Source organism: Agrobacterium sp., from assembly GCF_059499945.1.
This window is the reverse complement of sequence record NZ_JCABZP010000003.1, coordinates 281,236-303,310: the sequence shown is the minus strand read 5'-3', so window position 1 is coordinate 303,310 and position 22,075 is coordinate 281,236. Positions and strand designations below refer to the sequence as shown.

The window sequence follows — 22,075 nt, the reverse complement described above, 5'->3', positions numbered from 1 at the left end:
ACGCTTCCAGCGCACCATCGCCGAAAAGCTTTGGGAGGAGCGTATGCCGACAGACATCGCCCATGCGGAACGCGTGTATGAAACTGCGCGCCACCGTTCCGCCGCCGCAAGTTCTCCGATTGTCGCCTCCTGGCGTCGCTGCATGGTCAAACATCATCTTGCACCGGAGGAAAACCGCAAGCCGATCTTTCTCAGCGAGTATGAATTCCGCCGCGCCCGTGAAAGTGCGGCCGGCCTGATTGCCGAAAGCACGGATGAACTTGACCGCATTTTCCAAAGTGTCGGCAAATCCGGCTGCTGCCTGCTTTTGACCGATGCGCATGGTGTTGCCCTGGAAAGACGCGGTGCGGCCGGCGATGACCGAGAGTTCCGAGCGCTTGGTCTCTGGTCCGGCGCTGTCTGGAGCGAGGCGAGCGTGGGCACCAACGGCATCGGCACGGCGCTCGTCGATGAGCGTTCGGTGGTGGTTTATCGCGACCAGCATTTCTTCACGTCGAATACCGAACTCTGCTGCACCACGGCGCCCATTCGTGACCATACCGGCCGGGTGACGGGCGCACTCGATATTTCCACCTGCCGCGATGACATCAACGAGATGACCTTCTCTTTCGTCACCCAGGCGGTGAAGGATGCGGCGCAGCGCATCGAGGGCAATCTTTTCCGTCGCGCCTTTCCGGGCGCGCGCATCGTTGTGGTGCCGAGTGGTTTTGGCGCGGCGCTTTCTTTGCTTGCGGTGGATCAGGACGATCTTGTGCTGGGTGCAACCCGCGCCGCACGCCTTGCGCTGAAGCTCGATGATACCCTGATCGCGCAGGGCCTGCCCGCTGCGGATATTCTGCAGGAGCAGCGCCACGACAGCGGTTCCGACCTTGCGGAAGCGGAACGCTCGGCGCTTCGGCGTGTGTTGTCTCGCACCAACGGCAACGTCACGCAGGCCGCCTCGCTGCTCGGCATCAGCCGCGCCACGCTTCATCGCAAGATGAAGAAATTCGACGTGCATTGAGGTCCAGGCGGTTGCGATCCGGCCAATCATGCCGGATCGGAGCGCCTTTGTCGCAGATGTGAGACAATGTGCGCTGCGGAACAGCGCCGCCCCTCTACCGAACAGCGCCATCTAGGCCCACCTTTCTCCCATGCGGTCCGTCGCGGATCGTTTTCATCAGGGAGGATGAAATCATGAATATTCAGGTTCAGCAGAAAGCGGGCGAAGCGCCCTTCAAGCTGAAATACGGCAATTACATCGGCGGCAAATGGGTGGAGCCGAAATCCGGCCGCTACATGGATAATCTTTCGCCGGTCACCGGCCACAAGATCTGCGAAGTTCCCCGCTCGGATGCGGCTGATATCGAGTTCGCACTGGATGCCGCCCACAAGGCAAGAGAGAAGTGGGGCAAGACCAGCGTAACCGAACGCTCCAACATCCTGCTCAGGATCGCCCAGCGTATCGAGGACAATCTCGATCTCATCGCACGGGCCGAAACCTGGGATAATGGCAAGCCGCTGCGCGAGACGACCAATGCGGATATTCCGCTGACGATCGACCATTTCCGTTATTTCGCGGGCTGCATTCGTGCACAGGAAGGCACGATCGGCGAAATCGACAATGACACGGTCGCCTATCACTTCCATGAGCCGCTGGGTGTCGTCGGCCAGATCATTCCGTGGAACTTCCCGATCCTGATGGCCGCGTGGAAACTTGCGCCGGCGCTTGCCGCCGGCAATTGCGTGGTGCTGAAGCCGGCCGAACAGACGCCGGCCTCCATTCTTGTCGTGATGGAACTGATCGAAGATCTGTTGCCGCCCGGCGTCCTCAACATCGTCAACGGCACGGGCCTGGAAGCCGGAAAGCCGCTGGCGCAGAGCAACCGCATCGCCAAGATCGCGTTTACCGGCTCCACCTCGGTCGGTAAGGAAATCATGCGCTATGCAGCCGATAACGTCACCAACATCACGCTGGAGCTTGGCGGCAAGTCGCCGAACATCTTCTTTGCCGACGTGATGAACGAGGACGACGCCTTCCTCGACAAGGCGCTCGAAGGTTTCGCTTTCTTTGCGCTTAACCAGGGTGAGGTCTGCACATGCCCCTCACGAGCGCTGGTTCATGAATCGATTTATGACCGCTTCATGGAAAAGGCGATCAAGCGAGTTCAGGCCATCAGCCAGGACGATCCGCTCAATCCGTCGACCATGCTGGGCGCGCAGGCGTCGCAGGAACAGTTCGACAAGATCATGAGCTATCTGGAGATCGGCAAGAAGGAAGGCGCCAAGGTTCTGACCGGCGGCGACCGCAAGACGCTCACGGGTGATCTGAAGGATGGCTATTACATTCAGCCAACCGTCTTTGAAGGCAACAACAAGATGCGGATTTTCCAGGAGGAAATCTTCGGTCCCGTTGTCTCCGTCACCACCTTCAAGACGGTGGAAGAAGCGCTCGAAATCGCCAATGACACGGTTTACGGTTTGGGCGCGGGCGTGTGGAGCCGCGATACGAACATTGCCTACCGGGCCGGCCGGGGCATCGAGGCGGGCCGTGTGTGGACGAACTGCTATCACGTCTATCCGGCAGGTGCCGCCTTCGGCGGTTACAAGCAGTCGGGCATCGGTCGCGAGACCCACAAGATGATGCTCGATCACTATCAGCAGACCAAGAACCTGCTCGTGTCCTATAGCCCGAACAAGGTCGGCTTCTTCTGAGTTCCTCCCCGGAAGCCGGCGACGGATCATCACGATCAAGCCGGCGTGTTCCCAGGGGCTCCGGCCCCTGGGAGCCCGGATCGGGTTGTCAGGCAAAATAAAAGGCCGGAGGTTTTGCCTCCGGCCTTTTTCGTTGCGGTTTATGCCGCGTAACGCTGGTCCCGCTGCCGTATGGCGGCGACGGAGAATTGCCCCACCTGTTCCGTCAGGCCGTCCGCCTCGCTGGATAGCGAGAAGGCTGCGGCCGTCGTTTCTTCCACCATGGCCGCATTCTGCTGCGTCACATGGTCGAGTTCGTTGACGGAAGCATTGATTTCGCTGAGGCGGCCGGACTGTTCGCGTGATGCGGTGGCGATTTCACCGATCTGGTCATTGACCGACTGGATGCGCTTCTGGATCTGCTCCAGGCTTTCACCGGTCTTCAGCACCAGCGCCACGCCGCTTTCCACGTCACCCGCAGATGTGGCGATCAGCGTCGTGATGTCACGGGCGGCGGCTGCCGATTTCTGGGCAAGCTCACGAACCTCCTGCGCCACAACGGCAAAGCCCTTTCCGGCTTCGCCGGCGCGGGCGGCTTCCACGCCGGCATTCAGCGCCAGCAGATTGGTCTGGAAGGCGATCTGGTCGATGACGTCGATGATCTGGCGGATCTTTGCCGACGAGGTCTCGATGCGTTCCATCGCGACGATCGCTTCTTTCACGACAGCCGTGGATTTATGGGCGTCCTGCATCGTGCCCGCCGTCGCCTCGACGGCGACATTGCAGCGCGACAAGGACACATTGACAGCCTGCGTCATGTCTCCCAGTGCGGCGGCCGCTTCCTCAAGGGCTGCGGCCTGGCGTTCCGTGCGCCGCGACAGGTCTTCCGATGCGCTTTTCAGTTCGCCGGAGCCAGAGCGGATGGCGTTTGCGCTTTCGCCAATATTGGAGATCGTCGCTTCCAGGCCCGCCATGGAGTTGTTGAAGTCGACGCGCAGGTGATCGAGTGACGGCACAAAGGATTTCTCGATGCGAAGATCGAGCCTGCCGGCGGCAAGATTGGCAAGGCCGGTGGCAAGGGCATCGACGGCTTCTTCCAGTTCCCTGGCGCTTCTTGCTTTTTCCATCTCCCGCTGGGCGCGTTCCTCATCCAGTTCCTCGCCTTTGCGATGGGCTTCCGTTTCCATGCGCTGCTTGTCCAGAATGCCCTGGCGGAAGGATTCCAGCGCGCGCGCCATGGTGCCGATCTCATCGCCGCGCGTAACGGCCTTGATCTCGATATTGTTCTCGCCGCCGTTCAGGCGCTCCATCAGCCCGGCAAGGCCGGTCAGCGGTTTTGTGAGACCAGCGGAAACGAAAATGCCGATCAGCGTCATGATCGCAAGCACGGCCAGTGTCGCAAGCGTCGCCCAGAAGGCGAGATCGTTGGCGGCGGCGAGAACCTTGCTCTCCTGCTGACCGATGGCCAGAAGATGTTTCTGTCCGAAGACGGAGACCGGGCGATAGGCATAGAAGATGTTGCCCGCAGGTGTCTGCGCCATCACCGTTCCGGCGTCGTTTGCGTTGGAAAGAGCCGCGAGGCTTTCGGAAACGGCGGCATCCGCGCCGCCCGAAAGAACGCCAGCCCGTCGTTTGCCGTCGGCATTCAGAAGAACGGCGTCATCGATGGTCTTGCCGGTTTCCTCAGGCGTCACGACCGCACCGATGCGATCGGCGGCGATGCGCATGATGACGGCGCCCTTGCGCTGCAGCTGGCCCCAGTTGGAGACGGCGAGCGGCATGCCGATCATGGCCGAATCATTTTCCCCGCCGCTGAAGCCGGTGGTGCTGACGACACCGTCCTTGCCGGCCTCGATGCGGTCGAACAGCTCCTTGATCGCGGCGTTCTGCGGTTCCGTCACGCTGGTCAGGAAGTTTTTCCCCTTGGTCACGGTGTAGATAATGAGACCGCTCTTGTCGATCACATAGATGTCGCTGACGCGGGTGTTGCGCCAGACGCTGGCGATGGTGGAGTTGATGGTGGCATGGCGAATGGCGTAAAGCAGTCGCAGACCTTCGCCGTTGAAGGAGGCGCGCTCCTCCTCGGAGACGCCCTCGCGACGGAACGCCTGAAGGATCGCATCCCTTTCCGTCGGCACGACCGTGGTCATCGTCTCCAGCGCCTGCGCGACCGCGGCATTTTGCGACAGTTCGGAAATGCTCTGTTCGACACGCAAAGTATAGGCGTCAAGCTGTTTGGACTGGTTGCTTGCAACCGTTTCGAGCCTGATTTCGCTGGCGTCGATCAGGCCCGACTTGCCCATCTCGTAGGACAATAACCCCACGGACAGGCATGAAACCAGCGTTGCACCCGTGACGAGCGCAGCAAATTTAGCTTTTATCGACAATGATTTAGCTTTTACAGCAGTCGGATTCCCACCCGGCATCCTGTTTCCTCCCCCAAAAAAACGTGAGCGCACGGTGACAAAAATTGCTTACGGCCGCGTTAAAAGCACTGCGAATTGTACGATTATTTCCCGCATACCGTGAAAAAATAACCGGCCGCCACTGAGGCGTTTCCCGTAATAAAACTGCAATAGAACGGGCGCATATCGGGTGAAGTTCAACGGCTGTTCATGTTCATGCAAGCTTTTCGCGCTCCTTCTCTCGCCACTATCAATGATGTCTGCGGACTGAATGCAGACGGATATAACGGAGCCAGCGTGAGACCGAGGCCGGATTTCGCCGTTGTCGTGCCGATGCACAATGAGGAAGCGAGCGTCGAAACGCTCGTGGCTGAGATCGTTGCTGCCTGCCAGCCGGTTGGCGCCTTCGAGATCGTGGTGGTGGACGACGCATCTGCCGACGGCACGGTTCAGGCGGTGCTTGCGCTCGGTGACCGTTATCCGATGTTGCGGCTCGTCCGGCATGACCGCCAGGGCGGGCAATCGGCGGCGATCCATAGCGGCGTGCAGGCGGCGCGAGCGGCTGTCATCTGCATGCTTGATGGAGACGGGCAAAACCCGCCGGACAATCTGCCGGCACTTCTTGCGCCGCTTCTCTCCGCCAGCGCCTCGAGCCGGCTCGGCCTCGTCGCCGGCCAGCGTGTCGGCCGGCGTGATACGCTTGGAAAACGCCTTTCCTCCCGCTTCGCCAACGGGCTTCGGGCGCGGATATTGAAGGATGGCACGCGCGATACAGGCTGCGGTCTCAAGGCCTTCCGCCGCGACGCCTATCTCGCCTTGCCCTATTTCGATCATCACCACCGCTATTTTCCGGCGCTGTTCAGTCGCGACGGCTGGCAGGTTGCCCATGTCGACGTCACGCACCGGGCGCGGCTACATGGAAATTCCCATTACACCAATATCGGCCGCGCGCTTGTCGGCATCCACGATCTGATCGGTGTCGCCTGGCTTTTGCGCCGGCGCAAGCGGTCAAGCTGGGCTGAAACTTTCAAAACGGAGACATTGCCGTGAATGCACCGGCTTTATGGTCCATGCTGCATGTGAACAGCTGGAAGGAATTTCTGTGGGTCTGCACCGGCTTCATGGGCCAGATGCTGTTTACCATGCGTTTTCTGGTTCAATGGATTTCCTCGGAACGGGCCAACCGCTCGGTCATTCCCGTGGCGTTCTGGTATTTTTCCGTTATTGGCGGTCTGGTGCTTTTGTCCTACGCCATCTGGCGGCGCGATCCGGTCTTTATCATCGGGCAGGCCTCCGGCCTTTTCATCTATGCCCGAAATCTCTGGTTGATTCATGCAGAACGCCGCCAGCATGCATGAGGCGGCGACGATGCCTTATGCGCAGGCAGGCGATGAGCGCCGATGGCTGACATTTGCGTTTTCAGCGATTGTCCTCGTAACCGCCCTGCGCGTCCTTGGTCTGGCCTTCAACCGCACCGACCTTTTTGTCGATGAGGCGCAATATTGGCTCTGGGGCCGCGAGATGGCGCTCGGCGCCTATTCCAAGCCGCCGCTGATCGGCTGGCTCATTCGCGCGGCAACCATTCTGGGCGGCGGCGAGGGCACTTTTCAGGTGCGGCTGGCCGCACCCGTGGTGCACGGCGTGGCGGCGGCGGCGATCCTTGTGCTGGGGCGTATGATCTACGATGTCAGGCTGGGCTCGCTGGCTGCGGTGATCTATCTGACCTTGCCGGCCGTGACGCTCGGCAGCCTGCTGATCTCGACCGATACGCCGATGATGCTGTTCATCGCGTTGTCGATGATCTCCGTGCGCAAGCTTGCGCTCGTCCGCGGCGAGGGCAGGCCGGCGTTGGGCTGGAGCATCGCTCTCGGTCTCTCTTTCGGCCTCGGGCTGATGTCGAAATATGCGATGATCTATTTTCTGCCCTGCTTCATCGCCGCCGGCTGGCTTTGCGAGGCATGGCGCATCCGGCTGCGTGACGCGGCGATTGCGGCACTGGTCTGCGTTGCCGTCATCGCGCCCAATCTGTGGTGGAACGCTGCGCATGATTTCATGACCGCACGCCACACGGCCGACAATGCGAACTGGCATGGCGTCCAGTTGAAGATCGGCTCCGCGCTGGAGTTCTTCTTCTCGCAGGCGGGCGTGGTCGGACCATTCGTTTTCGCTGGCATGATCGTCGCGACAATCCGCGCCAGGACCGGTGAAGCCCGGGCGCTGGTCGCGCTTTCGGTGCCGATCGTTCTGCTGATCACCGCGCAGGGTTTGATGTCGCGGGCGCTCGCCAACTGGGCGGTCGGAGCCTATGCGGCCGGCGTGCTTCTGGCGGTGCCGGTGCTGGCGTCGCGGCGCTGGCTCACCGTGTCCACCCTCGTGCTTGGTGGCATCGTGGCCGTCGTGCTGCCGCTGATGACCATTGCCGGAACGCAATTGCGCCTGCCGAAAGGTGAACTGGCGATGGCGCGGTATCTCGGGCGCGCCGAGCTGGTGTCGACCGGCCTGTCACGGGCGCGTGAGGCGGGGGCGGATGCCATCGTCGCCAATGATCGTTCGATACTGGCCGAGCTTTTTTATCAATTGCGGGACGAAAAACAGGTGCTGACGCGGGCATTGCCCGAAACCGGCGTGCCCTCCAGTCACTATGCTCTTCTTTATCCGCTGAAAGCTGGCGAGGCGAAAAATCCCCTGTTCCTGGCAAGCGCGGATGGCCTGCCGGCCTGCCTTGTCGGCGAAGCGCCGGTTGCGCGCTGGACCGCCGGGCCGGGTTTCCTCGAGGGCAGGGAAATCGGCCTCTGGCGCCTGCTACCGAAATGCATGCCGGAGGGCAGCAATGGACAATGATCTTTCGCATATGCGGATCACGATCTGGCTGACACTCGCCACATTGGCGATCGTCATCCTGTTTGCGACTTTTCCCTCCATCGATCTCAGGTTCTCCGCGCTGTTTTTCTCTCCCGTCGAGCAGCCATGGTCCGGCCGTGAACCGTTTCCCGAATGGCTGCGGGATACGCTGCGTGAAGGTACGGAGCTTGCCACTCTTCTGGTTTTCGTGATCCTTGTCGGCAATCTGCGGCTGGGTACTCTACAGAGAACCGGATGGCGCGTCTGGGCCTTCCTGTGCGGGCCCGTGATCCTCTGTGCCGGTCTTTTCGTCAATGGCGTGCTGAAGGCGACCATCGGTCGCGCCCGCCCGTTCAGCATTACCGAGTTCGGCGGGCAGCAGCTTTTCACGCCGCCTTTCCAGTTCAGCACGCAATGTTATTCAAACTGCTCGTTTTCCTCAGGTGAAACCGCCCTGATCGCCAGTTTCTTCCTGCCGCTCTGCGTGCTCGTCTGGCCCCGGCTGCAATGGCGCGGACGGTTCGTGATGGGAAGCACTGCCGCCGGCATGATCATCCTCATGTCCGGCTTGCGCATCGCGGCCGGTGGGCATTTCCTCAGCGATGTGGTGATGTCCATCCTGTTTTCCGCCCTGACGACCCTGTTTCTCTACCGGGTGCTGGCGGTAAACCGCCACCGTCACCTGTTCACGGGTAATGCCGTCTCGGCCGATACGGTCAGCATCTGGCGCAATGGTCGCCATGCCGTCCTGACCCGGGTTCGGCGCTGGTGGCCGAAAATCAAGGCCGCCGCCTCCCGTCTGCAGCGGCCGCCGGATGCGGGTGCGGCCTCGTCTTAAGCGGAAGGTCGGGCGCTGCATCCATGCGATGAATGGCGACGAACGCCAGACGCTCCTGCGTCACCCTCGGGCTTGTCCCGAGGATTTGCGACCTAATGATTTTATTCAACGTGACTGAAACCTCGGCACAGGGCTGAGGATGACGCCGAGAGAATGTTAGCCCGATCGGCAGCCTGCCCGGAAATTAAACCGGACAGCAGTTGGCAGCGCTAAGGGCGATTGGCGAAGTTCTTTAGTCGAACAGGCCGGAAACCGACTGTTCCTGTGCGGTGCGGTTGATTGCCTCGCCGAGCAGGCCTGCGGTGCTGACCACGCGGATATTATGCGCGGACTGGACACCGGTGGTCGGCTGGATGCTGTCGGTGATGACGAGTTCGCGCAGCTTCGAGGAAGCCACACGCGCAACCGCGCCGCCGGAAAGCACACCGTGGGTGATATAGGCGGTGACGCTGGTCGCGCCCTTTTTCAGCAATGCTTCCGCGGCGTTACAGAGCGTGCCGCCGGAATCGACGATATCGTCGATGAGGATGCAGTCCTTGCTGGAGACATCGCCGATGACGTTCATGACTTCGGATTCGCCCGGACGGTCACGGCGCTTGTCGACGATGGCCAGAAGACAGTCGAGACGTTTGGCGAGTGCGCGGGCGCGGACCACGCCGCCGACGTCTGGTGAAACGACCATGACATTGTTGGTGTCGTAATGGTCCTTCACGTCGCGGGCGAGAATTGGTGCTGCGAAGAGATTGTCGGTGGGGATATCGAAGAAGCCCTGAATCTGGCCGGCATGAAGATCGAGGGTGAGAACGCGGTCGGCGCCGGCTTCGGTAATCAGATTGGCAACGAGCTTGGCGGAAATCGGGGTGCGGGGCCCGGCCTTGCGGTCCTGGCGGGCGTAACCGAAATAGGGTAGCACCGCCGTGATGCGCTTGGCCGAGGAGCGGCGCATGGCATCGATCATGATGAGAAGTTCCATCAGGTGATCATTTGCCGGGAAAGAGGTGGACTGGACGATAAAAACGTCCTCACCACGCACATTTTCGCTGATTTCTACGAATATTTCCTGGTCAGCAAACCGCTTTACAGTGGCATTTCCGAGAGGAACATTAAGATACTTGCAGATCGCTTCGGCAAGGTGCCGGTTCGAATTGCCTGCGAAAACCTTCATTGCGGCCGCCTGTTTCCATGCCATCGCCTTGCGCCACGGGGCTCAATCCACCGTAACCAAGCGTCGTTCAAGGGGAGGAACATCCGGCTGAAAAGCCTTTGCCGGATACGCCTTGTTGCCATGCGCGCCTTAATAGCGCTGTTGCTTCCGATTGCAAGAGGACTCCGCGCTTTCGCAATGATTTTCGTGAAATCTCTGTGACTTCTCCCGTCGATTCACCTCATCCGCGTTGAGATTGCTTCCATGACGAATAATCGTTGAGTGTTTTTGCAGCGATATCCTGCATGACCCTGTCGGTCACGGCGGCCCATGGATCGCTGCCTTTTGCCGCCACCGCCTCCTGTCCCTGCAGGCGATGCAGCCGCACGCCATTGGCGTCGAGAATGTCCCAGACGTACACGATATTGACCTTGCCGCCATCGGCAAAGGCGGAGAAATATCCCTTCAGGATATTTTCGGCCGAATTGTCGTTTGAGGCGCGGATGGTCAACCCCTTCGCCCGCGCTTCGGCCCCGAGCTGACGCGATAGCGGCGTCACCGCCTGAACGGGTGCGCCGATGATGGGCAGGAAGCGGATCGAGTTTGCCGAGGAGGCGGGCGCAAGTGACGCCGTCTGCTGCGAGGGGGCGGATTGCGCGGTTGCGGCGGGCTGGGCTGCGGTCTGGTTCTGGCGAAGCGGTTCGCCATACTGGCTGCCATTGGACAGCGCCTGTGCCTGCGCCTGCAACGAGTTTTGCGGTGCATAGGCGGGAACGGATGTCGCGGTTGCCGGGGTGCCGGTGGGGGCGCGGTCGGCTGCGGCCGCCATCTGATCGAGATCGCCCTGCGTTACCGGCGTCGATTGCGAAGCGTTATGGCCGACATCCACCTGCGGTGTCAGCGCTTCCGTCGTGTTGCAGCCTGACAGGGCCAGGACAAGCGCTGGAACAATGACGGCCAGACAAAGGGGGGGGTACCCCGTCCGGCTCATGCGATTTTCCCTCTCATGTTCCGCTCCTTCTTGCCCAAGGTGGCGCAATGTAAGGGCGGTTTTCCCGCTCTGTCAAACCCGGTGGCGATTTAAGCTGTGAGAAGATCGAGGTTGTGTCGCGAGAGTGGCTCCGGCGCGCCGTCGGTGGTCAGATAGGTCTGGCCAAGTGTCATGGCCGTGCCGGAATCGGAATCCATCACGATCATATGCACGAACAGCGTCATGTCGGCGGTGATTTCCTGCGGATTGCCGGCGTGGAACATCTGATGCTCCATCCAGGAGGGCGAGAAACGCGCACCCAGCGAATAACCGCAGGAGTTCAGCCGGTGGCGGGTCAATCCGCGTTCGTCCATGACGCGGGCATGGACGTCGAAGACATCGCCAAAAGTCTTGCCGGGGTGGAGCACTTCTTCGATGGCGGTGAGGTTTTGCAAGCAGGCGCTGTAAAGCTCCTTCTGGCGGAAATCCTGTTCGCCGATCACCACCGTGCGCATCATGGCGGCATGGTAGTGGGCGCTGACGCCAGCCCATTCGAGCGTCAGCTGATCCTTGGCGTCGAGCCTGCGACGGCCTGCCTTGTAACGGCACAGCAGCGCATCCGCGCCGGAGCCGATGATGAATTCATTGGCGGGATAATCGCCGCCGCCGGCCAGCACCGCGCCCTGCATCGCCGCCAGGATCGCGGCTTCGTCCGCGCCGGGCTTGATCAGCGGTAAAGCCGCGTCCAGCGCATCGTCGGCCAGTTGGCCTGCCTTGCGCGCATAGGCGATCTCGGCGGGGCTTTTGACGAGCCTGAGCGTGCTGACGAGATAGGAGGCGTCGCTCATCTGGCAGAAGCTGGCGAGCTGGTTGTCCAGCAGCCGGGCGACACGGCCGGTCATGCCATGGGTGTCGTACTCCACCCCGATCTTTGCGCCGAGCAGGTCGAGATCGCTCAGCAGGTTCTTCAGGTCGAGTGTCGGGTCGGCATTTGGCCGATCGACCCAGATGAGGATATTTTCGACGATGGAGGTATTGCGGGCCTGCCGCAGATCCGCTGAACGGGTCAGCAGCGTCATGGAGCCGTCCGACTTGACCACCAGCGTCTGGAAGAAGCAGTAGCCGAAAGTGTCATAGCCGGTCAGCCAATACATGCTTTCCTGCGCGAAAAGCAGCAGCGCGTCCAGCTTCTCGTCGGCCATTTTCGCGAGCAGCCGCTCGCGACGGGCATCGAATTCCGAAAGCTCGAAATGCAGGGCCATATCAGTCCTCCAGAATTGCGATTGCGGAAATCTGCCGGCCATAATCGGGTTCGGCGCGGTGGGTCGTGCGGCGATAGGAATAGAACCGCTCTTCGTCCGGATAAGTGCAGAGGCCGAGATTTTCCGCCTTCACGCCGGCGTTGGTCAGGCGGTCTATGGTGAATTGCTTGAGGTCGAACAGGGCGTGGCCCTGTTTCTCCGTCTCGGCGAAATAATCCGCATAGGCCGGATCGATATCGGTGAAGCGCGCCACATATTCCGGCCCGACCTCATAATTGCTCTGGCTGATGGAAGGCCCGAGCGAGGCAGCGATGCGCTCGCGGCTGGCGCCGAGCTTCGTCATGGTCTCGATGGTATTTTCAAGCACGCCGAAGAGCGCGCCCTTCCAGCCGGCATGGGCGGCACCCACGACACCCGCTTCCACGTCGGCAAACAGGATCGGGCCGCAATCGGCGCTCAGCACGCCCAGCACGAAACCCGGCGTTGCCGTCACCATGGCGTCCGCCTGCGGGCGGCTGCCGTCATAGGTGTCATCGACCACGAGGACATCGGGGGAATGGACCTGATGCACGGTGGCGAGGCGGCCTGAGGGCAGGCCGAACCATTGCGTCACGCGCCGGCGGTTTTCCTGCACCTTTTCGGGTTCATCCTGGGAGCCGAGGCCGACATTGAGGCCCTGATAGAGCCCTTCCGAGACGCCGCCCTGCCGTGTGAAGAAACCGTGGCGGACACGGTTTTCACCTGACGCGGCGAGCAGGGGGGACTGGAGCGGGAGCGGCAGCGTTGCGTTCTGCATGGTGCGGGAGTTCCTTGGAGAATATCGCTGTTGGCCAGTGAGCTACGGTTAAGCGAGATGTTTCCGGTTGCCGCGGCGTTGCGCGGCGCGTGTGATGCAGTGTGCCTGCTTCGTGTGTCGCGGCGATGTTGGCCCAGAGGTTGTTGCGCTGTCAATCCACCGCGCGAAACGGCAGAAGATGAAGCGCGGGACTTGAAACGGCGATGACCTTGAAAAGTTCCCCCATCTTGCCGGCGCCTTCACCGGCGAGGCGATTGACCGCTTCGGCAATTTCAAGCGTCTGGTCGGGCGTCGCCTTCGCCGCAAGCGCGCCTGCTCTTTCCTTGAGGCCGAGGCCATACAGAAAATCGCCCTGTCGCAGCGCGCCGTTGACATGCACGCCGGTCGCTTCGGCTGTTTTCACAAGGCTTTCGAAATCGACATGGCTGGTGAGATCGGCTTCGCCGGGATGCGCAAGCGCCGGGTCGAAGGCGTGGTTGCGCATGGCCTGCAGCGTGTCGCCATAACCGGCGACCAGATGGCCGTAATCAATGGCGAGCGCCGTGCCGCCATGGGCGGACAGGCGCTGGCAGATTGCGGTCATCACGGCTTCGCGGGCCGGTGCAATCTCGAATATGGCGCCGAGCGGCTGCTGTTCGGGCTGCGGCGGCAGCAGGGATGGGTCTATGCTGGCAAGACCCGTCGAGAAGACGAGTTCGTCATTGGCATCGAGGCTGACCACGCGCTCGCGGAAACCCTGCGGCGTCCTGACGAATTGCCGGATCGGAATGGCATCAAAGAGTTCGTTGGCGACAAGCAGCAGGAAACCATCCGGCACGTCGTCGAAACTGTCATGCCATGTCAGCCTGTCCGCATGTTCGGCCAGCGTTTCCTTCTGGATAGTGGAAAGGCGGGGGCTGGTTTCGACCAGATGCACCCGCATCGTCTCATAAAGCGGCGGCGCGATGCGGCGGATGACGCGCAGCATATCCGACATCATGGTGCCACGACCGGGGCCGATTTCCACTAGTTGCGTTTGTGCGGGCGCGCCATGCCGTTGCCAGGCATGCACCACGAAGACCCCGAGCATTTCGCCGAAAAGCTGGCTGACCTCTGGCGCGGTGATGAAATCACCCGAACGGCCGAAGGGGTCGCGACTCTTGTAATAACCGTGTTCAGGGTCGGCGAGGCAGAGTGAAAAGTAGTCGGTAACGCTGAGCGGACCGTTGAGCCGGATAAGTGATTTGATACGTTGCGCAAGCGGTGTCGTCATGGGCAATCATACCGCTTAGGCGCTTTTTGTCGCGCTGCGCGCCCGCAGGACCGCCCAGAGGCCGAGAGCGAACATCGGGGTGGAGAGCACCATGCCCATTGTCAGCCAGTTGCCGGCGAGATAACCGATCTGGGCGTCTGGCTCGCGGAAAAATTCCACGAAGATGCGTGACAGCGCGTAACCGCAGACGAAGATGCCGGTGACGGTGCCGGGCGTCTTCAGCGCCCTGAAGGCGTAGATGGCGATTGCCAGGATGATGATGAGCACGAGCCCTTCGAGGCCCGCTTCATAAAGCTGGCTCGGGTGCCGCGCAAAGGGGCCGCCCGTCGGGAACACGACCGCCCATGGCACGTCGGCAATGCGGCCCCACAATTCACCATTGATGAAATTGGCGATGCGCCCGAACAGCAGGCCGATGGGCGCGACGGCGGCGACGACGTCGAACATGCTCCAGACCGGAATGCCGTTCTTGCGGGCGAAGAGGATCATGGCGATGGTCGTGCCGATCAGGCCGCCATGGAACGACATGCCGCCGTTCCAGATCTCGATCGCCCTGATGGGGTTGGCGGCCACGGCTGCCATATCGTAAAACAGGATGTAACCGATGCGCCCGCCGAGTACGATGCCGCCGGCTGCCCAGAGGATGAAATCATCAAGATGCTGCGCCGAGACGGGCGACACATCGTTCGGCCACAGGCGATCCGTGCGGGCGAGGCGGCGGGCGTAAAACCAGCCGAGCATGATGCCGGCAACATAGGCAATGCCGTACCAGTGGATCGAGAGCGGGCCGAGGGACAGCGCCACCGGATCGATATTGGGGAAGGGCATGATGGCGAGTTGGGTGGGAGCGGCTAACAATCCGTATATTCCGTCATCGTTGCTGGGCGGACAACGGAACGATCCATTGCCTCAAGAGGGGCCGGGCGATGATGCTCACCGGTCTCCCTGACGCCAAGGAAAATGGCGATTGCGGTGGCGGCGGTCAAGGTGATTCTTCAAGCTGCTGCTTAAGATACCGAAGGCCACGCAAGCTCTTGCGATTTTTCGATTTCGCTTGCAAGGCGGCGGTGGAGTGCCTACCTGAAGACTATCAACAGCGGGCAAGACGATGCCCCTGAACCGACGAAGGACAAGCGCCATGAGCACGACAGGCACCAATCGTTTTCTGGATGAATTCGCCAAGCTGATGACCGACGCGGCCGGCGCGGCGCAGGGCGTGCGCAAGGAAGCCGAAGCGGCTTTTCATGCCCAGGCGGATCGCTGGCTGAACAGTCTGGACGTTGTCCGCCGCGAGGAATTCGATGCGGTTCGCGAAATGGCCATTCAGGCGCGTGATGAAAACGACGCGCTGCGCGCCCGTATCGAGGCTCTGGAAGCGAAGCTTTCCGCCGCCAAGGACTGATTTTTTTAGCGCCTTTTCTGACGGGTCCCGGATCGCTTGCGATTCCGGGACTTTTTATTTGCGGCTCATAGCGCCCGAAATGACTCCCGGTTGTTAAAAAACGGGCCTCGGACGCGAATTTTTTGGGCCTGTGGACACTTCCAAAAAACGCAGTCGGCAGAGTCGCTTATGTATCTCGCCTGAGGTGATGGGGGAGAAGATATCCACTGTTCAAAAAGCAAAAATGGCGGGGAAGGGGTGGCAGCAGGACTCGGCCATTATACACTGATTTTAAATGATGATTCGAAAAGACCTGGTAAGCTCCAGACAGGGTGAATGCGTAATTCTGGTGGTGTCGGGCAATCGTCTCAAATGTTTATCCCGGTTTGTATGTGCGTTTTGTGCCCGGCGTTCAAAACAGGACATCCCTACCGGCTGAGAAGGTGCCGCATGAGTCTGATAGAATTTGAAATTGAGCGTCAGTCCAATCCCGTGGACATGATCGAGATTGTCGCTGCCTCGAACGACTGGTCTTTCGAGCGCTCCGGTGAAGACGAGATCGCCATGACTGTCGCTGGTCACTGGGCGGACTATCACGTCTCCTTTTCATGGATGGAAGAATTCGAGGCGCTGCATCTGGCCTGCGCCTTCGATATCAAGGTGCCGGACCAGCGCGTCAACGAAGTCATTCGTCTGCTCTCGCAGGTCAATGGTCAGGTGCTGATGGGTCATTTCGATCTGTGGCGGCAGGAAGACGTGGTGATCTTCCGCCAGTCCCTGCTTCTGGCCGGCGGCGCCGAACCGAACAACCAGCAGGTTGAAGTGCTGCTTTCCAGCGCGCTTGAGGCCTGCGAGCAATATTACCAGGCATTCCAGTTCGTCGTCTGGTCGGGGCTGGATGCGAAAAGTGCAATCGAAGCGGTCATGTTTGAGACCGTGGGAGAAGCGTAACATGGTGTACAAGGCTTCCGGGCCTCTCGTCCTCGTTGGCGCCGGCAATATGGGCGGCGCCATGCTTTCAGGCTGGCTGAAAAAGGGTGTGCCGGGATCGCAGGTCATCGTCATCGACCCGCGCCCTTCCGACGCCATGCGCACGACGATTGCGGAAGCCGGCGCCACCCACGCCGAAAGCGTGCCTGGGGGCGTGAAGGCCGGCATTCTTTTCGTGGCGGTGAAGCCGCAGATGATGGAAGCCGTGCTGCCGTCGCTGAAGCCTCTGCTGGGCCCGGAAACGGTTGTGGTCTCCATCGCGGCGGGCACCACCATTGCCACCTTCGTTTCGCATTTCGGTTCGGTTGCCGCTGTGCGGGCCATGCCCAACACGCCGGCCATGGTCGGCCGCGGCGTGACGGGGGCCTATGCCAACGACCTGGTGACGCCCGAGCTTAAAACCGTTGTGGACGGGTTGCTGAAGGTCAGCGGTCCGGTTGAATGGGTGGATGCCGAAAGCGATATCGACGCGGTGACTGCGGTTTCGGGTAGTGGCCCTGCCTATGTCTTTTATCTCGTGGAATGCATGGCCGAGGCTGGGCGCAAGGCCGGCCTGCCGGCGGATGTCGCCATGCGTCTGGCGCGTGAAACCGTGGCCGGTGCTGGCGAACTCCTGCACCAGTCTTCCGACGAGGCGGCGCGCCTGCGCCAGAATGTGACCTCGCCGGGCGGCACAACAGCTGCGGCGCTGTCCGTGCTGATGGCTGAGGACGGCATGCAGCCCCTGTTCGACAGGGCGGTCGCTGCCGCGAAAACGCGCGCCGAAGAGCTGGCGGGCTGAAGGGGCGAGCGATGAGCGGTGAAATTTCCTATGCCGATTTCGAGAAGGTCGATATCCGCGTCGGCACCATTGTCGAAGCAGAACCTTTTCCCGAAGCGCGCAAGCCGGCCTTCAAGGTGAAGATCGATTTCGGGCCGGACATCGGCATCAAGAAATCCTCGGCGCAGATCACGGTGCATTATACGCCGGAAAGTCTTGTCGGGCGGCAGGTTCTGGGCGTAGTGAATTTTCCGCCGCGCCAGATCGGCCCTTTCCGGTCCGAAGTGCTGACGCTAGGTTTTGCCGATGCCAATGGCGATATCGTGCTTGCCGCGGTTGAGCGGCCGGTGCCGAACGGCGAGAAGATGTGCTGACCGGCGCTATGCCGCTAAGCCGGAATTTTGACGATTACCCGCAATCCGCCCATCGGGCTTTCATCCAGCGATACGTCGCCGCCATGGCTGCGGGCGATGTCGCGGACGATGGAGAGGCCAAGGCCCGTGCCCGAGGCATTGAGGTTGCGCGCCTCGTCCAGCCGGAAGAACGGCTTGAACACATCCTCGCGTGAGATTTCCGGAATGCCCGGGCCATCATCGTCAAAGGTCATGATGATGGAGCGTGGCGCCTTGCGGATATCGACGTGGAGGTTGCTGGCATAGCGCCGCGCATTTTCGGCGAGATTGGCGACGAGCCGTGAAAGCGCATTTGGCCGCGCGATGATCCGCTCGATATTATAGAGTTCGTAGCTGAATTTCTTGCCGTGCAGCTCGAAATCATGGCCGATTTTTTCGAGAAGGGCTGGAAGCTCCAGCGTGCCGACATCCTCTTCGACATCAGTACGGGCAAAGGTCAGATAGGCCTCCAGCATTGACTGCATGTCCTCGACATCCTTGTCGAGCCCCTCAAGGTCGGGATTGTCGCCGGCGAGCGCCAGTTGCAGCTTGAAGCGGGTGAGGATGGTGCGCAGGTCATGGCTGACGCCGTTCAGCATCGCGGTGCGTTGCTCCATCTGCCGCTCGATACGCTCGCGCATCAATATGAAGGCGAGGCCCGCACGCCGCACTTCGTCCGCGCCGCGCGGGGAATAGGCGGTGATCTTCTGGCCTCTGCCAAAGTTCTCGGCAGCCTTGGCAAGCGCTTCGATGGGCTTGATCTGGCCGCGCAGGAACAGAATGGAGATGGCGATCAGCACCAGCGATGCACCCACCATCCAGACAAGGAAGATATGAGTGTTGGAGGCATAGGCCGCGCTGCGGCTGGTAAAGACGCGCAGGGTCTTGTCTTCCAGCTGGACGCGGATTTCGACCAGCGAGCCGTTGCCATAGGTATCGATCCAGAACGGCCTGCCGATCTGCTGCGTCAACTGATCCGCCAGAATTCTGTCGAGGATCGAAAACAGCGGCTCAGGTCTCGGAGCAGGCAGATCCGCCTTTGGTTCGATATAGACGCTCAGACCGAGCTTGTCGCGCGCAATGCGGATGACGCGCTGATAGTCGTCTTCCTCGGGGTCCGTCTGCAGAAGCTCGATGATTGCGGCGATATCGCGCGTCACGGCAGAGGAGAGGCGTTCGGTCACCAATTGCCAATGGCGTTCCATGAAGACTGCCGCGACCACGCCCTGAAGCAAAATCATCGGCAGGATGATGATGAGCAGGGATCGGGTGTAAAGGCCGGTGGGCAGCCAGTGGCGCAACCATCTGCCGGAAAGGCGCCAGGCCTTGGCCACGCCGCTTTTTTTGACCGTGCTCAGAAAATCGAGGCTCGCCATGGCCGTGCGTTCGCCTTTCCTTTGGTGCTCGTCAGTCCACGCTCAGGCGGTAACCGATGCCGCGCACCGTTTGCAGATAGACAGGATTGGCAGGGTCGTCCTCGATCTTGCGGCGAAGACGGTTGATCTGCACGTCGATGGTTCTTTCGCCCACTTCCGATTCCGCTTCCACCAGTTCGTGGCGTGGAATGGTGTCGCCGGCGCGCAGTGCGAAAAGCAGCATGATCTCCTGTTCGCGATCTGTCAGGCGGATCGTTTCTGGGCCGCGCCGCAATTCCTTCTTCGGAATGGAGAAGCTGTAGGGACCAAACATGATCTGTTCGATCTTGGGCGTATCTGGCGAGGTGTTGCGCCGCAGGATGTTGTTGATGCGCAGGACGAGTTCGCGCGGATCGAAGGGCTTGGCGAGATAGTCGTCCGCGCCCGCTTCCAGCCCGGCAATGCGCGAATCCGCCTCCGAACGGGCGGTCAGAAGAATGACCGGCACGGATTTGTCCTCGTTCAGCGAGCGGGTCAGTGAAAGCCCGTTTTCGCCCGGCATCATCACGTCGAGGATGAGCAGATCGAAGCGGATGCCTATCATTTTACGCCGTGCTTCGGCCGCATCGGCTGCCACGGAGATGCGGTAACCCTTGTCGCCAAGGAAGCGCTGCAGGAGATCGCGAATACGGGCGTCGTCGTCGACGATCAGGAGATGGGCCGCATCGTCATCCGCCGGCGGTCGTTTTGTCGGAGCTTGCGCCATCGTCACTCGCCTTCCACGGTTGTCGGGCTGCGCATCTGCGCCAGGAATTTGCGCACGCAGGCGCGGGCGTCAGGCCCGAGCCCTTCCAGCGCCCGGTCGATGCGGCGCGATTGCGGCTCGCTCAGCGCCAGCGCCAGTTCGCGGCCCGTCAGCGTCGGATAAAGCCTGCGCTGGCGACGGTCTTCCGGGCCTGCCATCTGACGGATGTAACCGTCGTCGATCAGTTGCTTGAGCACGCGGGCAAGGCTCTGCTTGGTGATCTGCAACGTGTCGAGCAAATCCGCCACCGTCATGCCCGGCTGCCGGCTGACGAAATAGACCACCCGATGATGCGCCCGGCCATATTCCAGCTTCGACAGAATGACATCGGGATCGGAGACGAAATCGCGATAGGCGAAAAACAGCGCCTCGATCGTGTCGAAGTCGATCTTGCCGTCATCCACCTTCGGAAGTGCCGGTGTCTGTCTGGCGGCTGCGGTTTTGAGCGATTGCGGTGGCACTGCGGTTCCTTCATATTCTGCGGCTGACATACGTCGATGCGCCAATATTCTGTAAACATAGCCGAAAATGCGTCCGCTCGGGAGAATGCCGCGATCATTTTCTGTTGCGGTGGATAATATGCTGCGGGTGCCGGTGCAACTGGAATCCTGAGTGGCCTTTACCGGAAATAGAAAAGAGCGCGGAAAGCCCGCGCTCTTCATTTGTTTCATGTCGCCCGATGGGCGATTTGCCCGGCAGAAACCTCTACTGATAAACGTAGACGATCCGCCGCGTCGAAGGTTCGACGAGAACCGGCACATCGTTCACCCGGACATAACGATACTGGTAGTCGGGGATTTCGACGAGACGTGTATCTGACGGCAATACACTACCGACAGCTATGTCGCCGTCATAAGTGACGGTATCCGCTGGATGCTCGTCAATATAGGTCATCACCGATTGCGGCGGGTCCACCTCGCCAACGCGACCGAGGTTTGGATCGCCGGGATTGGGTTCGGCCTGCACGCTCGAGGTCTTTTCATAGGTGACCACCGGCACGCTGAGGTCCGAGCGGCGCTGTTCGAGAATGACGGGAGAGCCCTCATACATGACATTCAGATAATCCGCATGAGCCCAGCCGCGCAGACCGTTGACTTCGATGCGGCACCAGCTGCTGCCTTCCATGCAGCCATCCAGAACCGCATTGCTGCCGCGGGTGGCCAGCCCCACTTCGGGATAGTCTTCACCGGGGCCCGAGCGAACGGAAATATCCGATGCTGTCGTGGCGACCATGGCGGCGTTCGCGTAACCTGCCATCAGGGCGAAGGCGCCGCCAGCTATGAGCATTTTAAGCGTCTTGTCCATGTGTCTCACTCCTTTTCAAGACTGTAGCTAGAACGTCGCAGCCATCAGGGCGTTCCACATTTTTCGCCGGCAATTCCCGAGATATGCGGAGGATTTCTTGTTATCTTGCTGTATTTCATGGTTATTTTTAGAGTGGGCGGTCACTGAAAGCGGGTGTCATTTCCGCTGCCATTGTGCCGAAGGCGGTCGCGGGCTATAGGAGGCGCAACCTTTCAGACAGGAGATGCAGGATATGGGAAAGTTGCAGGCGGGCATTATTCCGGTCACGCCATTCGAGCAGAATTGCACCATCCTGTTCGATCAGGACACCAAGGAGGGCGTCGTCGTTGATCCCGGCGGGGATGTGGACATCATTCTTCAGGTCGTTGCTGAAAACGGCATCACGCTCAAGGAAATCTGGCTGACGCACGGGCATCTCGACCACGCCGGCGGTGCCGACGAACTGCGCGAGAAGCTCTCTTTGCCAGTCATCGGGCCGCATGAGGACGACCGGCCGCTGCTGGAGAGGATCGAGGTGCAGGCCGAAAAATACGGTATCAGCGGTTTGAAGAATGTCGTGCCCGACAAATGGCTGAAGGATGGCGACAAGGTATCCTTCGGAGACCACGTCTTCGAGGTCTATCATTGCCCGGGCCACGCACCCGGCCATGTCATTTACTACAACCGCGACCAGCAATTCGCCCATGTCGGCGACGTCTTGTTTTCGGGATCGGTTGGGCGCACGGACCTGCCGGGCGGAAACCACGAACAATTGATGGCGTCCATTCGCGACAAGCTGCTGCCGCTCGGCGATGATGTCGGCTTCATCTGCGGCCATGGCCCCGGTGGGCGGCTGGGCGACGAGCGGCGTAACAATCCCTATCTCAAGGGTATCTGAGGTCCCGGCGATTTACGCCTATGGACGGC

The 22,075-nt window shown here is 60.7% G+C and carries 22 protein-coding genes; 11 read left to right on the top strand and 11 right to left on the bottom strand.

Going from position 1 to position 22,075, the window contains the following annotated elements:
- Nucleotides 1-43: 43 nt before the first annotated feature.
- Both AC5I5B_RS03645 and adh read left to right on the top strand, forming a co-directional pair.
- Entirely contained in the window at nucleotides 44-1,003 is a 960-nt protein-coding gene (locus tag AC5I5B_RS03645) for a helix-turn-helix domain-containing protein (RefSeq protein WP_111834770.1), read from the top strand.
- A gap of 173 nt (nucleotides 1,004-1,176) precedes the next feature.
- A complete protein-coding gene (adh, locus tag AC5I5B_RS03640) occupies nucleotides 1,177-2,694 on the top strand; it encodes an aldehyde dehydrogenase (RefSeq protein ID WP_004430297.1) in 1,518 nt (505 codons plus the stop codon).
- Between the two features lie 140 nt (nucleotides 2,695-2,834).
- On the opposite strand, the gene AC5I5B_RS03635 is transcribed toward adh, so the two are convergent.
- On the bottom strand, nucleotides 2,835-5,099 hold the full coding sequence (locus AC5I5B_RS03635) for a methyl-accepting chemotaxis protein (RefSeq protein ID WP_111834706.1): 2,265 nt from the start codon (nucleotides 5,097-5,099) through the stop codon (nucleotides 2,835-2,837).
- Between the two features lie 189 nt (nucleotides 5,100-5,288).
- On the opposite strand from AC5I5B_RS03635, the gene AC5I5B_RS03630 reads away from it, so the two are divergent.
- The 4 genes from AC5I5B_RS03630 to AC5I5B_RS03615 are packed head-to-tail and all read left to right on the top strand — an operon-like array spanning nucleotide 5,289 to nucleotide 8,757.
- Nucleotides 5,289-6,128, top strand: a complete 840-nt coding sequence (locus AC5I5B_RS03630; RefSeq protein WP_035212672.1) for a glycosyltransferase family 2 protein — start codon at nucleotides 5,289-5,291, stop codon at nucleotides 6,126-6,128.
- 20 nt (nucleotides 6,129-6,148) lie between these two features.
- Nucleotides 6,149-6,436 carry a lipid-A-disaccharide synthase N-terminal domain-containing protein gene (locus tag AC5I5B_RS03625; protein ID WP_020011353.1) on the top strand — a complete coding sequence of 96 codons (288 nt, stop codon included), beginning with the start codon at nucleotides 6,149-6,151 and terminating at the stop codon, nucleotides 6,434-6,436.
- Nucleotides 6,411-7,919 (top strand): ArnT family glycosyltransferase, encoded by a 1,509-nt coding sequence (locus AC5I5B_RS03620; protein WP_162695561.1) that lies wholly within the window; start codon nucleotides 6,411-6,413, stop codon nucleotides 7,917-7,919. Before AC5I5B_RS03625 ends, AC5I5B_RS03620 begins: the two co-directional genes overlap by 26 nt.
- Complete coding sequence (locus tag AC5I5B_RS03615) at nucleotides 7,909-8,757, top strand: phosphatase PAP2 family protein (RefSeq protein ID WP_111834707.1); 849 nt, start codon at nucleotides 7,909-7,911, stop codon at nucleotides 8,755-8,757. Before AC5I5B_RS03620 ends, AC5I5B_RS03615 begins: the two co-directional genes overlap by 11 nt.
- A gap of 232 nt (nucleotides 8,758-8,989) precedes the next feature.
- On the opposite strand, the gene AC5I5B_RS03610 is transcribed toward AC5I5B_RS03615, so the two are convergent.
- From AC5I5B_RS03610 to lgt, 6 genes are all read right to left on the bottom strand, one after another.
- The gene (locus AC5I5B_RS03610) at nucleotides 8,990-9,922 is read right to left on the bottom strand and encodes a ribose-phosphate pyrophosphokinase (RefSeq protein WP_111834772.1); all 933 of its coding nucleotides are present in this window, start codon (nucleotides 9,920-9,922) and stop codon (nucleotides 8,990-8,992) included.
- A 220-nt stretch (nucleotides 9,923-10,142) separates the two neighbouring features.
- The gene (locus AC5I5B_RS03605) at nucleotides 10,143-10,892 is read right to left on the bottom strand and encodes a hypothetical protein (RefSeq protein ID WP_111834708.1); all 750 of its coding nucleotides are present in this window, start codon (nucleotides 10,890-10,892) and stop codon (nucleotides 10,143-10,145) included.
- Between the two features lie 89 nt (nucleotides 10,893-10,981).
- On the bottom strand, nucleotides 10,982-12,133 hold the full coding sequence (locus tag AC5I5B_RS03600; RefSeq protein WP_065695263.1) for a M24 family metallopeptidase: 1,152 nt from the start codon (nucleotides 12,131-12,133) through the stop codon (nucleotides 10,982-10,984).
- A gap of 1 nt (nucleotide 12,134) precedes the next feature.
- Nucleotides 12,135-12,929: a peptidoglycan editing factor PgeF gene (pgeF, locus tag AC5I5B_RS03595; RefSeq protein ID WP_004430337.1), complete on the bottom strand. Its 795-nt coding sequence runs from the start codon at nucleotides 12,927-12,929 to the stop codon at nucleotides 12,135-12,137.
- Nucleotides 12,930-13,080: 151 nt separating this feature from the next.
- Complete coding sequence (locus AC5I5B_RS03590; protein ID WP_060727432.1) at nucleotides 13,081-14,181, bottom strand: class I SAM-dependent methyltransferase; 1,101 nt, start codon at nucleotides 14,179-14,181, stop codon at nucleotides 13,081-13,083.
- 15 nt (nucleotides 14,182-14,196) lie between these two features.
- A complete protein-coding gene (gene lgt, locus AC5I5B_RS03585; protein ID WP_162695566.1) occupies nucleotides 14,197-15,009 on the bottom strand; it encodes a prolipoprotein diacylglyceryl transferase in 813 nt (270 codons plus the stop codon).
- 310 nt (nucleotides 15,010-15,319) lie between these two features.
- On the opposite strand from lgt, the gene AC5I5B_RS03580 reads away from it, so the two are divergent.
- The 4 genes from AC5I5B_RS03580 (at nucleotide 15,320) to AC5I5B_RS03565 (ending at nucleotide 17,686) form a co-directional block, all read left to right on the top strand.
- The gene (locus tag AC5I5B_RS03580; protein WP_003522871.1) at nucleotides 15,320-15,583 is read left to right on the top strand and encodes an accessory factor UbiK family protein; all 264 of its coding nucleotides are present in this window, start codon (nucleotides 15,320-15,322) and stop codon (nucleotides 15,581-15,583) included.
- Between the two features lie 429 nt (nucleotides 15,584-16,012).
- On the top strand, nucleotides 16,013-16,513 hold the full coding sequence (locus AC5I5B_RS03575; protein ID WP_003522870.1) for a type III secretion system chaperone family protein: 501 nt from the start codon (nucleotides 16,013-16,015) through the stop codon (nucleotides 16,511-16,513).
- A gap of 1 nt (nucleotide 16,514) precedes the next feature.
- A complete protein-coding gene (proC, locus tag AC5I5B_RS03570) occupies nucleotides 16,515-17,333 on the top strand; it encodes a pyrroline-5-carboxylate reductase (protein WP_060727431.1) in 819 nt (272 codons plus the stop codon).
- A gap of 11 nt (nucleotides 17,334-17,344) precedes the next feature.
- The gene (locus AC5I5B_RS03565) at nucleotides 17,345-17,686 is read left to right on the top strand and encodes a tRNA-binding protein (RefSeq protein ID WP_060725144.1); all 342 of its coding nucleotides are present in this window, start codon (nucleotides 17,345-17,347) and stop codon (nucleotides 17,684-17,686) included.
- Nucleotides 17,687-17,700: 14 nt separating this feature from the next.
- On the opposite strand, the gene AC5I5B_RS03560 is transcribed toward AC5I5B_RS03565, so the two are convergent.
- The 4 genes from AC5I5B_RS03560 to AC5I5B_RS03545 all read right to left on the bottom strand — a co-directional run bounded on the left by AC5I5B_RS03560 (nucleotide 17,701) and on the right by AC5I5B_RS03545 (nucleotide 21,169).
- Nucleotides 17,701-19,080, bottom strand: a complete 1,380-nt coding sequence (locus AC5I5B_RS03560; RefSeq protein ID WP_004430353.1) for an ATP-binding protein — start codon at nucleotides 19,078-19,080, stop codon at nucleotides 17,701-17,703.
- A 31-nt stretch (nucleotides 19,081-19,111) separates the two neighbouring features.
- Nucleotides 19,112-19,825, bottom strand: coding sequence for a response regulator (locus tag AC5I5B_RS03555; RefSeq protein WP_020011341.1), 714 nt, complete (start codon nucleotides 19,823-19,825; stop codon nucleotides 19,112-19,114).
- A gap of 2 nt (nucleotides 19,826-19,827) precedes the next feature.
- Complete coding sequence (locus AC5I5B_RS03550) at nucleotides 19,828-20,355, bottom strand: MarR family winged helix-turn-helix transcriptional regulator (RefSeq protein WP_020011340.1); 528 nt, start codon at nucleotides 20,353-20,355, stop codon at nucleotides 19,828-19,830.
- A 214-nt stretch (nucleotides 20,356-20,569) separates the two neighbouring features.
- A complete protein-coding gene (locus tag AC5I5B_RS03545) occupies nucleotides 20,570-21,169 on the bottom strand; it encodes a DUF1236 domain-containing protein (RefSeq protein ID WP_111834710.1) in 600 nt (199 codons plus the stop codon).
- Nucleotides 21,170-21,401: 232 nt separating this feature from the next.
- On the opposite strand from AC5I5B_RS03545, the gene AC5I5B_RS03540 reads away from it, so the two are divergent.
- Complete coding sequence (locus AC5I5B_RS03540) at nucleotides 21,402-22,046, top strand: MBL fold metallo-hydrolase (RefSeq protein WP_111834711.1); 645 nt, start codon at nucleotides 21,402-21,404, stop codon at nucleotides 22,044-22,046.
- Nucleotides 22,047-22,075: the final 29 nt, after the last annotated feature.